Source organism: Rhodococcus sp. DMU1 (assembly GCF_012272955.1).
Taxonomy (GTDB): Bacteria; Actinomycetota; Actinomycetes; order Mycobacteriales; family Mycobacteriaceae; genus Rhodococcus; species Rhodococcus aetherivorans.
In genome coordinates, this window is sequence record NZ_CP050952.1 from 298,586 (window position 1) to 310,501 (window position 11,916).

An 11,916-nucleotide genomic window follows, 5' to 3' on the forward strand; every position below is an offset into this window, starting at 1 on the left:
CCCGGGTCGTCCGGATGCGCCGTGTCGCGGCGGACCGGCACAATGGCGAAGTGAGCCGAGATCTGCCGAGCCTGGTTGCCACCGACGTCGACGGCACCCTCATCGACGACGAGGAGCGCGTCTCGGACCGTACCCGCGCGGCGGTGCAGGCCGTGGTGTCCTCCGGGACGCCGTTCGTCCTGGCCACCGGCCGTCCGCCGCGATGGATTCCGCCGGTGATCGAGCAACTCGGGTTCGCGCCCATGGCGGTGTGCGCCAACGGCGCGGTGCTCTACGACAGCGCCGCCGACCGGGTCCTGAGCGCCGCCGTGCTCTCCGCGGACGAGCTGGCCTGGGTTGCCGACGTCGCCAACAGCGTGCTGCCCGGCTGCGGTCTGGCCGCCGAGCGGATCGGGGCGAGCGCCCACGACGCCGCGACGCCGCAGTTCGTCAGCGCCCCCGGCTACGAGCATGCGTGGCTGAATCCGGACAACACCGAGCTCGCCGACCACGAGGTGATCGCCGAGCCGGCGGTGAAGCTGCTGATCCGGATGGCGTCGGCGACGAGCCACGAGATGGCCGAAGCGCTGGCCCCGCAGCTCTGCGGCCTGGTGGATGTCACCTATTCCACGGACAACGGCCTGATCGAGATCTCCGCCTCGGGGGTGACGAAGGCGTCGGGCCTGCAGCTGATGGCCGAGCACCTGGGGGTGGCGGCCGACGGGATCGTCGCGTTCGGGGACATGCCCAACGACATCCCGATGTTGTCGATGGCGCGCCACGGGGTCGCGATGGAGAACGCGCACCCGGACACGAAGGCGGCCGCGGACGAGGTCACCGCCACCAACACCGAGGACGGGGTAGCCCGCATCCTCGAGCGTTGGTGGCGGTGACGGCCCCGGCGAGGGGACCGGCGGCCGGCTAGGGCCCCGGCGAGGGGACCGGCGGCCGGCTAGGGCACCGGCGCCGGTGCCGGCGCTTCGGGGGCGGGTGCCGGTGCCGGGGCCTCGGGGGCGGGGGCCGGCGCGCCGGCGGGCTGCGGCGCCGCCTGTTCGTACGCGTCGTTGTAGGCGCGCAGCACCTTCGTCACCGCACCGGTGAGTTCGTTGAAGATCAGCGAGCCGAACTCGAAGTCCGAACGCCAGCCGTCCGGCACGCGGTACTCGTCGCTGGTCGGCAGGCCGAGCTCGCCCGCGTCGAGGCCGCTGCGCTGCCACGTCTTGTAGATCTCGCCGAGCACCGTCCACACGCCGCCGTTCGGCGAGGTGTAGATGGCGCCGTTGACGAACTCGGCGCGCTCGTAGCCCGCCTTGGCGGGCAGGATCCCGGACACGGCGGTCCCCAGGCGGCCGGTCTCGCCGCCCTCGGCGATCCACTTCTGCGCCAGCGGCGAGTTGTCGGTGAGCCGGATCAGCTCTCCGACCAGGTCCGCGACCTTCTCGGCCGAGCCGGTGTCGGGCAGGCGGTCCGCCGATCCGGTGGCCGGGGCCCCCGCGTCGACGTCGGGCAGCTGCGCGCGCGGACTGTCGGTGACGAGGTCGGACGAGTCGTCGCTCGGGGTGCTGGGCGTGGTGCTCTGTCCGGCCGCGGTGGCCGCCGCGATGTCACGGATCTCGTCCATCTTCGCGTAACCGGAGTCGCCGGGGCAGCTGGTGTTGCCGACGTCGCGGTGCGCGAAGATGATCGGCAGGTCCACGGCCGCGCCCTGCGGGTACGGGGTGAACGACGTGCCCTCCGAGTACATGGTGGTCTCGCCCTTGGGGTCGAGACCGGCCTTGGCGAGCCGCCAGCCGAGGAAGCGGCCCACCGCGTCGACCGTGGCCTTCGGCGGTTCGACGTTGGAGAAGTCGCCCATCATCGCGATGCCGACGGTGTTCTCGTTGAAGCCGCCGGCGTGCGCGCCCTGCACGGGCTTGTCCAGGCCGCCGGCGCGGCCCTCGAAGATCTGGCCGTAGCGGTCGACGAGCACGTTGTAGCCGACGTCGCACCAGCCCAGGGTCTGGGCGTGGTAGGCGTAGATGGCCCGCACGATCTCCGCCGATTCGGCCTTGGAGTAGTCGTTGCTGCCGGCGGTGTGGTGCACGGTGGCACCGCCGAGCTCGTCGTCGTAGGTGGCGTCCTGGCAGCGGATGGACTCGTCGGCGCCCCACTGCGCTCGGGTGATCACCTTCGGTCCGGACCCTCCGACCGGACCGGCGATGTCCTCGAGCGCGGCGTCGGCGCTGCTCGATCCCGGGTTGATGAGCACGGCGCTGACGTCGTCGGCGGCGGCCCGCGCGGGTTCCTGGGCGTGCAACGGCCGTGACGACGACGCCGGCGCATAGCCCAGCTCCGGCTGGGCCGGAGCGGGCGCCGGTGCAGGGGCGGGTGCGGTCGGCGGCGCGGCCGGGGCGGGAATCTCGGCGCCGGCGAGCGTCGGTTCGGGCGCCGGGCGCGGAGTGAGCAGCACCTGCACGGCCTTGGTGGCACCGACGTAGATCGGTTCGGTGCCGGCCCGCTCGTCGGGGGTCCGGTCGGAGCGGCTCGTGTCGATCGGTTCGGTGGCCGTCCACGGTCCCCAGCTGCCGTCGTCGCGCTGGGCCCGGATGCGTGCGTCGGTGTCGGCGACGTCCTTCGCGGCCAGCGCGATCATGCTGAACGGGGCGTCGCGGGTGAGCTGCTTGACGGTGGCGCCGATGCGATCGACGACGTCGGCGGCTGCGGGTGCGGGCGCCGGGATGGTCGACGGGGCGGGCGCGGTGATCTCCGGCAGGCCCGCGGCGAGTTCCTTCAGGCTCAGGTCCGGCAGGTTCAGGCCGGTGAGTTCGTGGATCGGGATCACGATGTCGGGCACCGAGGCGAGGACGACCTCGGCGATCTCGGGCGGTACGACGATGGGGACGGACTCGTTGGTGGAGCGGACGTCCGATGTGGTGCTCGTGACGCCGTAGACGGCGAATGGGCTGGCGACGGCCAGGGCGGCGACGGCACCCAGGACGATCGACGGCTTCGGTCGGCGATGCGGCACGGTGCTTCTCCCTGTCGGTGTTCGCGGCGGTCCTCGGCGGCCGGGCGGCGCTCGGCCGAGGCCGAGGAGCCGGCTCGAATCGAACCGAATCCTCCGTCATCCGGACGACCCGAAGTGCGGAACGGCCGAGAATCGTGTGCAACTTGTGATTCTGGTGTTACTGGTGTGGCTGTTGTTGCTTCATTCAGTCACTCTTGCCACACTAGTCGCAGACAACCTTAAGCCTCAACCTGAGCTTGAGGATCCGTCTCGAATGTCCGATACGCGCGGACCTGCGTCCGGGCGGCACACGGTGCGAGAACGAGGGAGTGCAGCGCATGCCACGAAAGTCCATCCGCCGGACCCATCGCCGGCGGCGTCTCGTCGTCGGACACCCCCTCCGCAACGGCTGGCGGCCCGCCACGGCCCGCGCCGCGGCGATCGGCCTCGCCCCCGCGCTGCTGGTCGGCGCCGCAATCGGCGGGGTGCTGCACGTGCACGCCGAACCCGACGTCGCCCAGGCCGTGGCCGCCGACACCCCCTTCACCTTCGTGGGCTTCGGTCACGGCCACGGTCGCGGCATGGGCCAGTGGGGCGCCTACGGCTACGCCACCGAGCACGGCTGGTCCGCCGACCGGATCCTCGGTCACTACTACGGCGGCACCACCCTCGGCGCCCTTCCCGAGAACATGATGATCGCGGTCCGGCTCGTCGGGCAGGACGACGCGCCCCTCGACGTGTACTCCGACACCGGGATGACCGTCGCCGGCCGGCAGACCGGGCCGGGCGAGGCCGCCCACCTGACGCCCACCGCGGACGGGGGAGCGGACGTCGTCGTCACCGCCGGTTGTTCCGGCGAGGTGCTATGGCAGGGCCGCGCCGACCTGCCGTGGGTGGACCCCGTCGACATGGGCGAGGCCCGGCCCGTCGCCGAACACCTCAAGCTCTGCGGCAACAGCGCGCCCTACCGCGGCTCCCTCGGTGTCGTCCTCGACGGCTCCGCGCCGCGCACCGTCAACCGGCTGTCGATGGAGGACTACCTGCTCAGTGTCGTCCCGGCCGAGTCGCTGCCCAGCTGGGCCGACACCGGCGGCGCCGAGGCGCTGCGCGCGCAGGCCATCGCCGCCCGCTCCTACGCCGCGGCGGAGAACCGCTCGCCGCTGTGGCAGACGTGCGACAGCCAGAACTGCCAGGTGTACGCAGGGTCCGCCAAGGAGGACCCGCGCACGAACGAGGCGGTGAACTCGACCCGCGGCACCGTCCTCATGAAGGACGGCAAGGTCGTCGCCAGCGAGTTCTCCGCTTCGACCGGCGGTTACTCCGCCGGCGGCGCCTTCCCGTCCGTCGAGGACCTCGGCGACGCCGTCGCCCCCAACCGGCAGTGGGCCCAGACGATGACCGCCGGCGAGATCGGCACGGCCTTCGGCGTCGGCGAACTGCAGGCCTTCGAGATCGTCGGCCGCAACAACCTCGGCGCCGACGGCGGCCGCGTCACCCACGTGCGCATCGTCGGTGCCGACCGCACGGTCGAGACCACCGGTGCCGAGGCGCGCGCCAAACTGGGCCTGCGCTCCGACTGGTTCACCGTCCAGGAGGGTGCCGACGCCACGGTTCCGCCGTCCACCCCCGCGCCCGAACCCGGCCCCGAGGTCGGCGACGAACCCTTCGAGACCGGGCAGGGCTCACCCATCGAGGAGAAGTACCTCGAGCTCGGCGGGCACGACGGCACCCTGGGCACCCCGGTCGGGCCGGAGCTCATGCTGCCCGACGAACGCGGCAAGTTCCGCGTCTTCACCGGCGGCATCATCGTCTGGACCCCCGACCTCGGCGCCCAGGTGATCGACGCGAGCATCATGCGCGAGTGGCTGCCGGGCACCGGCAGCGCCGAGTAGCGTCTCTTCCCCGGCTCACCGGCCGGCCAGCAGATCTGTGAGGGTGCGGCCGGTGAGTTCGACGATCCCCTCCTCGTGGCCGTTCGTCACGAGATTGACGATCAGTCGGTCGATGCCGTGCCGGAGCACCCGGTGATCGAACTCCTCGGCCACCTCCGCCGGTGTGCCCACGAAGTGCCGATCGGTGGCGGCCGCCGATTCGCGCTCCGTGAGCCGGCGGAGGTCGATTCCCCGGGCGAGCAGGAACTGCCGGTGCAGATCGCGGGCGCGATCGCCGTTCTCGTCGATCATCACGTAGCCGAGGTAACTGACGTCCAGGGACGCCGGGTCGCGGCCGAGCTCCGCGCATCGCGCCCGGACGGCCGCCAGCTTGCGCGGTATTTCGCGTGCGGCGCACAGGATATTGAGATGGTCGGCCCAACGAGCCGCGAAGGCGAACGTCCGTCGTTCGCCCCCGCCGCCGATCAGCACCGGCAGGTCGTTGCGCAGGCGGGGTTCGTTCCGGGCGTCCTCGGTGTGGTACCACCTGCCGTCCACCGAGGGGCGTTCGCCCCGCAGCATGGGCACGACGATCTCGAGCGATTCCCCCAGGCGTTCGAACCGCTCACGGAGCGAACCGAACTCGAAACCGTAGGCCCGGTGTTCGAACTCGTACCAGCCCGCCCCCAGCCCCAGCACGGCGCGGCCACCGCTGATCACATCGACCGTGGTGACCGTCTTGGCCAGCAGGGCCGGGTTGCGATACGTGTTGCCGGTGACCAACGCCGACAACCGGATCGACGTCGTCACCGCCGCGAGCGCCGCGAGCGTCGAGTACGCCTCGAGCATCGGTTCGTCGGGCGAACCGATCAGGGGCAGTGGATAGAAGTGGTCCATCACGAACACCGTGTCGAACCCGGATCTCTCGGCCGCGCGGGCCTGGGCGGCGACGGTGGGGAAGATGCCGGTGGCCGGTCCGGGATAGGTGAAGTTCGGGATCTGGTAACCGAGTCGGATGCTCACGGACCGCAACCGTAGCGCCTCCGAAGTGCCTGTGCGCCAACGAAAGGTGACGCGGATGCCGGCCGAACCGCGTCGGGGCCGGTCGCAGCGTGGTGGTGCCGACACCAGGATCGGCACACCCTGGCTGGGGCGGCGACGCCGGTTCACGATGGTGCCGGACACCGTGTTCGGACACCGATGTGATCTGGGGGTAGACACATGGCAGCGGCCGTGGCACAGGGCAGTTTCACGCTGGACTCACCGAGCCGATACCTCGGTCCGGCCGAGGACAGGTTCTTCGGGGCCGGCTATCGCCGAGTCCGGCAGAACCTCCGCTTCGCCGGTCTCCTCGACCATCCGGCGACCGGGATCAGGGCGAATGCCGGCGTGGAATGCCCGTCGGACTGGTCGACGAAGGGTACGACGGCGCAGCGCCCGCACCTGAGCACGATCGACGTTCTGCTCGTCGCCACGCGGGCGGCCGGCGCGGTGATCGGGGCCGCGTACGGTCTCGACGAGGCCGATCTGGCGGCGGCGTGGGTGCGGTCGGTGGTGATCCGCGCGGCCGCCGCGCCCGTCGAGCACGACCTCGGAAACCTGGACGTGACAGCCGAACACGTCCGATCCGAGGTGGAGCCCGGTCGTGCCGAGCACGCCGGACGGAGTGCGTGCGTGGACGCGGTGCGGGTGCGGGTCGCCGGCTTCGCGGTCGAGCTGGAGGTCGTCCACCCCGGAGTGGGGACGCCCGCGTCGCGACTCGACCCGGCCGTGGCCGACCGTCTGCTCGCCCACGCGGCCGGACCCTACGCCGACGGGTACCGCACCCACGAGATGCGCACGCAGGACATCCGCGTGGACGGTACCGTCGCGCACGCCCGGTCGAGGCTCGTCGCCGGCCCCGGCGACGGCATACCCGGCGCCGGACTGGCCGCGCGGTACGAGCCGCACGTGACGCTCGTCGACGCATTCGTGGAGACCCTGCAGCTCGGCCAGATCCTGATGTACGAACTCGACGGGATCGACCGCGCCACGAGCAACACGCTGTGGATGCGCCGCACGGTTCTGCACACCGCCGATCCGGCCGTGCAGACCGAGGCCGAGGTGCCCGTCACCGTGACGTTGGAGGCGCTCCGCTCCCTCGCCCGGGGCGGCGCGCTGTGGCGCGCGTGCGACATCGTCTCCGAGCGGAACGGCACCGCCGTGCGCTGCTCGGTCGCGCACGAACTGCCGGCGCCCGCCGCCGGATCGGACCTGCGGTGACCACCGCAGCGGGCGCCCGCGACCGGGGAACGCGCGCCGCCGTGATCGCGGGAATCGGCGGATACGTTCCCGGGGAGGCGATCCCCAATACGGCGTTCGAGCACCGCCTCGACACGAGCGACGAGTGGATCCGCCAGCGGACCGGAATCGGATTCCGGCACTTCGTGTCCGCCGGCACCGCCACGAGCGACCTCGCGGTGGCCGCGAGCCGGCGAGCCCTGGCGTCCGCGGGAGAACACGCGGTCGACATGGTGATCCTGGCGACGACCACCCCCGACCATCCCTGTCCCGCAACCGCACCCAGCGTCGCCAGCCGGCTGGGCCTCGGGCCGGTCCCGGCATTCGACGTCGCGGCCGTGTGCAGCGGCTTCCTCTACGCCCTGATGCTGGCGGAATCGACGATCCGCTCGGGCGGTGCCGAGCGGGTGCTCGTCGTCGGAGCCGACTCCTTCAGCACGATTCTCGATCCCGGGGACCGGAACACGGCGGTGATCTTCGGCGACGGAGCCGGCGCCATGGTGCTGCGGTCCGGACACCGCGACGAGGACGGTGCCGTACTCGCGACCCACCTGGGTTCCGACGGGGGACAGGCGGACTTGATCATGGTGCCCGGGGGCGGCTCCCGGGAACGAACCAGCGAATCCGCCTCGACCGGATGGAACCGCTACTTCACGATGCAGGGCAAGCGGGTGTTCGAGGCGGCCGTGGCGGCGATGTCGGAGTCCGCGGCCTCCGTCATGGGCCGGGTCGGCTGGACACCGGCGACGGTGGATCGCCTCGTGGCGCATCAGGCCAACCTCCGGATCCTCCGATCGGTGTCCTACCGGCTCGGGCTGCCCGCGGAACGCGCCCTCGTGCACCTGGACCGGGTCGGCAACACGAGCGCGGCGTCGATTCCCCTCGCCCTCGCCGACGCCGCCCAGCGGATCGGGGCGGGAGAACGCATGATCCTCACCGCATTCGGCGGTGGAACCACCTGGGGTGCGGCCGCGGTGACGTGGCCGCACCTCGTCTCTTCCCACTCTCACACAGGAGCGCAGGATGACTCTCTCGTATCGTGACATCGCGGCCGTCGTCGACGAGCACTTTCCCGAATTCTCCGGCCCCATCGACGAACACACCACCTTCGACGACCTCAGCTGCGACTCCCTGGTGCTCGTCGAGCTCGGGTCGATCCTGTCCGCCCGGTACGCGATCGACGTCGCGGAGGAGGACATGGTGGCGGCGCACACGTTCCAGGGCGTGGCGGACCTGGTCAACCGCCTGCGGGTGGACGACGTCGCGACGGCGTGACCGCACGGTGCGCGTTCGTCGACGTGGACGAGACGCTCGTCGCGCAGGTGACGCTGTTCTCGCTGCTGCTGTTCGACGGCGCCGAGCGTGGCGCCGGCGGGCAGGCGCGGGCGCACCTCGCCGGACTGCGGTCGCTGAGGGTGCGCGGGGTGCCGCGAGCGGTGACCAACCGGGCGTACTACACGTGGTGGCAGGGTCGTTCGCTCGCCGAGGTCGCGGCCGCGGGCCGACGGTGGTTCGCGCGACAACTGTCCTTGGGCGGGTTCTTCCACGAAGCTGTGCTCGCGGACCTCGCCGCGCGGACCTCGGACGGTTTCGCGATCGTTCTCGTCTCCGGGTCCTTCGCGCCGGCCCTGGATCCCATCGCCGAACACATCGGTGCGGCGGCCGTGCTGTGCACCGACCTGGAGTCGTCCGCGGGGCGATACACCGGCGTCGTGCGCGCCACGATGCTGGGCCCGGACAAGGCGCGCGCCGTGGCGGCGTATGCCCGTGCCCACGGAACGGATCTCGGCCGCTCGATCGCGTACGGGGACCACGTCTCGGATGCGCCGATGCTCGATCTGGCGGGGGAACGCGTCGTGGTGGGGGAGGGGATGCCCGGTTATCCCGCGACGCGTTCGATCCGCACCGGCGTGTCCGAACCGGTGGACCGATAGCCGGATTCGGGAATCTGTAGAACGAGGGCCCGGCTCGGATCGGACCCGAGTGGGAACGAGACGGTGCGGAAGTCGATGCGTCCGAACTCCTCGTGGCGGAAGGCGAGGAGTTCGGGCGGTTCCGCGCACACGGAGCGTTCGTCCCACAGCGCGGCGAACACCTCGCTCTCCCGGCAGAGCCGGCGCGCGGTCTCGGCGAACACGGGATCGTCGACGTAGCGCGCCACCTGGAGACGGTACCGGCCGACGAGACTGCGCGCCGTGGCCTCCGGATCACAGTACCGCTGTGCGCGACCGTCTTCCGTGAAGAACCGGACCAGGCAATTGGTGCCCGCCCGGACGTCGAGCAGGTCCCGGGCCGGGATGTTGGCCACGTCCACGCACCAGTGCCGGTTGACGATGTAGGCCGGCTCGCGGAAACCGTCGACGATGTACTGGAGCAGATCGTCGCGAACTGTGCTGCGCTGCTGCGTGTTCGGAGACCGGTCGGGCACACCCGCGAGCAGCCGCAGGTGGATCCGCTCCGCGTCGTCGAGGCGCAATGCGCGCGAGATCGCGTCGAGCACCTGGGATGAGACGTTGATGGGCCGGCCCTGCTCGAGCCAGGTGTACCAGGAGAGCCCGACGTTCGCCAGCGCCGCGACCTCCTCACGGCGAAGACCGGGCGTGCGCCGCCGGCCCGAGGCGACGAGGCCCACATCCGAGGGCGACAGCCGGGCCCGGTGTCGACGGAGGAAGATGCTCAGCTCGGTTCTGCGATTTTCCTTCGACGTCGCGTTCACAGGCGTGAATCCAATCGACGACGGTGCGGCAGGTCAATGCCGCCCGCCGTCGCGGGCGTCGACTGCGTTCGAAATCACAGGGAGTCGGTGCGGCGGACCACGTCACCCGGTGTTGCGGGTCGCGCGGTCGTACTCCTCGCGATGCACCAGGATGTCGGCGATGTTCGACTCCGCCCAGTCCTTGATCTCGGCGACGATCGGGACCAGGGACTCGCCGAGGGGCGTGAGGCGGTAGTCCACCCGCGGCGGGACCGACGGCGTCACCGTCCGCTCCACGACACCGTCACGCTCGAGGGTCCGCAGCGTGGTGGTGAGCATCTTCTGGCTCACGCCGGCGATCGTGCGGCGCAGTTCGCTGTGTCGCCGCGGGCCGTCCGTCAGGGCCGACAGGATCAGCGTCGCCCATTTGTTGCTCAAGGTCTCCAGCACCTGACGTGCCGGGCATCCGGCCAGGTAGATGCTGTACCGGGCCTTCTCCCGCTCGCGTCGTTCACCGGCGGTCGTCGTCATCGAATTCCCCCGCAACCGTTCCCCGCACCCGCGCCCCGCCGCAGCCCGGGAACCTCGAGGTGCCCGAGGCACTCGAAAGTGCCGTCTTGAGCTGCCGCGGCACGCGGATGATGCTGTCCCCTGCAGCCTAGCTGCGTGTGCGGGTGGCGGCCTGCTCGTCGGCACCCGCGGCCTGCGACGACATCTTCCGAGAGGATCCCGATGACCAAGCTCCTGCATGTGAACGCCTCTGCCCGTGGCGAACACAGCCAGTCCCTCGCCATCGCACGGGCCTTCGTCGAGGCGCTGGCGGATCGCCGGCCCGACCTCGAGGTCGACACCCTCGACCTGTTCTCCGCGGACCTGCCGGAGTTCGGCACGGTCGCCGCCGACGCCAAGATGGCCGTCTTCGGCGGTCAGGAACAGACCGCCGAGCAGAAGGCGGCGTGGGACGCGGCCCGGGCCGTGTTCGACCGGTTCGCGGCGGCCGACGTGTACGTGTTCAACGTGCCGATGTGGAACGCGGGTGTGCCGTACGTCCTCAAGCAGTGGATCGACATCGTCACGCAGCCCGGCTGGGCGTTCGGCTTCGACCCCGCCACCGGATACGAAGGGCTGCTGACCGGCAAGCGGGCTCTCGCCGTCTACACCAGCGGGGTCTACGCGCCGGGCGTGCCGCTCGAGTTCGGCGCGGACTTCGCCACCACCTTCTTCGACGACTGGCTGCGCTTCGTCGGCATCACCGACACCGAGGTCGTCCGGTTCGCCCCGACCGTTCTGACCGGCGCCCCCGACGAGGACCTGGCCGGCCACGTGGCGCACGCGCAGAAGCTCGCGGCCAACTTCTGACCACCGCGAACACCGCCACGGAAAGGCACGCGCAATGCGCTTGGGAATCTCGGGAACCTATTCCTCCGGAAAGACACTGACCTCCATCGCGTTGTCCGAGTACACGGGCATCCCCCGTACCCGGGCGAAGACGATGCGGGAGATCCTCCCCGAGGCCGCCCCCGGCAAGACGCTCGAGGAATGCACGTCCGCGGAGCTGCTGCAGATGATCGTCGTCCGGCACGTCGATCGGGCGATCCACGAACGGAACCTGTGGGACGGGTTCATCTCCGACGGTTCGTCGCTGCAGGAGTGGATCTACGGCTCCGTTCGGGTCACCTACGGCATCAATCCGAACGAGTCGGTGGGCCTGGGCGAAGGGGTACCCGTGCCGCGCACGCCCGAACTGGCCTACTTCGAGGACGTCGTCGCCGAACTGGGCAAGGCGTTCAAGCGGCACGTGAAGGCGACGTTCGACGCCTTCGTGCACCTGCCCAACGAGCTGCCGCTCAGCGCGGACGGGCATCGTCCGGTCAACGAGCACTTCCGTGCCCGGGCCGACCGCATGCTCGAGGAGATCATGGCGGAACTGGCGATTCCGTTCCACGTGGTGGGCGGCGACCTGCCGGCCCGGTTGGAGCGGATCACCGAGCTCTTCGGCTTCACCCCGGTGCTGCCGGTCGACGTCGCCGTTGCCCGGGCGCTCGACGAGTACGCCGCCCTCGACACCCGGAGCGAGACCGCACGGGCGGGAGTCTGACGGTGCC

Annotated in this window: 12 protein-coding genes; 8 read left to right on the plus strand and 4 right to left on the minus strand. The window is 71.0% G+C overall.

The window, feature by feature from the left end; genetic code table 11:
- Window positions 1-50: 50 nt before the first annotated feature.
- On the plus strand, window positions 51-872 hold the full coding sequence (locus HFP48_RS01430; RefSeq protein WP_029547012.1) for a Cof-type HAD-IIB family hydrolase: 822 nt from the start codon (window positions 51-53) through the stop codon (window positions 870-872).
- Window positions 873-931: 59 nt separating this feature from the next.
- On the opposite strand, the gene HFP48_RS01435 is transcribed toward HFP48_RS01430, so the two are convergent.
- Window positions 932-2,986 (minus strand): N-acetylmuramoyl-L-alanine amidase, encoded by a 2,055-nt coding sequence (locus tag HFP48_RS01435; protein ID WP_168578907.1) that lies wholly within the window; start codon window positions 2,984-2,986, stop codon window positions 932-934.
- 317 nt (window positions 2,987-3,303) lie between these two features.
- Here HFP48_RS01435 and HFP48_RS01440 point away from each other — a divergent pair, with 317 nt between their 5' ends.
- Window positions 3,304-4,857 carry a SpoIID/LytB domain-containing protein gene (locus HFP48_RS01440; protein WP_168578908.1) on the plus strand — a complete coding sequence of 518 codons (1,554 nt, stop codon included), beginning with the start codon at window positions 3,304-3,306 and terminating at the stop codon, window positions 4,855-4,857.
- A 15-nt stretch (window positions 4,858-4,872) separates the two neighbouring features.
- On the opposite strand, the gene HFP48_RS01445 is transcribed toward HFP48_RS01440, so the two are convergent.
- The gene (locus tag HFP48_RS01445; protein ID WP_029547015.1) at window positions 4,873-5,859 is read right to left on the minus strand and encodes an LLM class F420-dependent oxidoreductase; all 987 of its coding nucleotides are present in this window, start codon (window positions 5,857-5,859) and stop codon (window positions 4,873-4,875) included.
- A gap of 198 nt (window positions 5,860-6,057) precedes the next feature.
- On the opposite strand from HFP48_RS01445, the gene HFP48_RS01450 reads away from it, so the two are divergent.
- Genes HFP48_RS01450 through HFP48_RS01465 form a run of 4 tightly spaced genes read left to right on the plus strand, consistent with a single transcriptional unit; the run spans window position 6,058 to window position 9,050 of the window.
- Window positions 6,058-7,098: an AvrD family protein gene (locus HFP48_RS01450; RefSeq protein ID WP_006937175.1), complete on the plus strand. Its 1,041-nt coding sequence runs from the start codon at window positions 6,058-6,060 to the stop codon at window positions 7,096-7,098.
- A complete protein-coding gene (locus tag HFP48_RS01455; protein WP_168578909.1) occupies window positions 7,095-8,159 on the plus strand; it encodes a beta-ketoacyl-ACP synthase III in 1,065 nt (354 codons plus the stop codon). The genes HFP48_RS01450 and HFP48_RS01455 overlap by 4 nt, the downstream gene beginning before the upstream one ends.
- On the plus strand, window positions 8,140-8,391 hold the full coding sequence (locus HFP48_RS01460; protein WP_006937172.1) for an acyl carrier protein: 252 nt from the start codon (window positions 8,140-8,142) through the stop codon (window positions 8,389-8,391). Before HFP48_RS01455 ends, HFP48_RS01460 begins: the two co-directional genes overlap by 20 nt.
- Window positions 8,388-9,050 carry an HAD-IB family hydrolase gene (locus HFP48_RS01465; protein WP_168578910.1) on the plus strand — a complete coding sequence of 221 codons (663 nt, stop codon included), beginning with the start codon at window positions 8,388-8,390 and terminating at the stop codon, window positions 9,048-9,050. Before HFP48_RS01460 ends, HFP48_RS01465 begins: the two co-directional genes overlap by 4 nt.
- On the opposite strand, the gene HFP48_RS01470 is transcribed toward HFP48_RS01465, so the two are convergent.
- The gene (locus tag HFP48_RS01470; RefSeq protein ID WP_043801803.1) at window positions 8,996-9,832 is read right to left on the minus strand and encodes a helix-turn-helix transcriptional regulator; all 837 of its coding nucleotides are present in this window, start codon (window positions 9,830-9,832) and stop codon (window positions 8,996-8,998) included. The genes HFP48_RS01465 and HFP48_RS01470 overlap by 55 nt on opposite strands.
- A gap of 102 nt (window positions 9,833-9,934) precedes the next feature.
- A complete protein-coding gene (locus HFP48_RS01475; RefSeq protein ID WP_006937168.1) occupies window positions 9,935-10,342 on the minus strand; it encodes a helix-turn-helix domain-containing protein in 408 nt (135 codons plus the stop codon).
- 201 nt (window positions 10,343-10,543) lie between these two features.
- On the opposite strand from HFP48_RS01475, the gene HFP48_RS01480 reads away from it, so the two are divergent.
- Both HFP48_RS01480 and HFP48_RS01485 read left to right on the plus strand, forming a co-directional pair.
- Entirely contained in the window at window positions 10,544-11,170 is a 627-nt protein-coding gene (locus HFP48_RS01480; protein WP_006937166.1) for an NAD(P)H-dependent oxidoreductase, read from the plus strand.
- Window positions 11,171-11,204: 34 nt separating this feature from the next.
- On the plus strand, window positions 11,205-11,909 hold the full coding sequence (locus HFP48_RS01485) for an AAA family ATPase (RefSeq protein ID WP_006937164.1): 705 nt from the start codon (window positions 11,205-11,207) through the stop codon (window positions 11,907-11,909).
- The last annotated feature ends 7 nt before the right edge of the window (window positions 11,910-11,916 follow it).

What these genes read in the sequence shown, in the direction of transcription:
- HFP48_RS01485 (WP_006937164.1), top strand. Translation starts at nt 11,205, where the DNA reads ATGCGCTTGGGAATCTCGGGAACCTATTCCTCCGGAAAGACACTGACC.
- HFP48_RS01450 (WP_006937175.1), top strand. Translation starts at nt 6,058, where the DNA reads ATGGCAGCGGCCGTGGCACAGGGCAGTTTCACGCTGGACTCACCGAGC.
- HFP48_RS01475 (WP_006937168.1), bottom strand. Translation starts at nt 10,342, where the DNA reads ATGACGACGACCGCCGGTGAACGACGCGAGCGGGAGAAGGCCCGGTAC.
- HFP48_RS01440 (WP_168578908.1), top strand. Translation starts at nt 3,304, where the DNA reads ATGCCACGAAAGTCCATCCGCCGGACCCATCGCCGGCGGCGTCTCGTC.
- HFP48_RS01460 (WP_006937172.1), top strand. Translation starts at nt 8,140, where the DNA reads ATGACTCTCTCGTATCGTGACATCGCGGCCGTCGTCGACGAGCACTTT.
- HFP48_RS01480 (WP_006937166.1), top strand. Translation starts at nt 10,544, where the DNA reads ATGACCAAGCTCCTGCATGTGAACGCCTCTGCCCGTGGCGAACACAGC.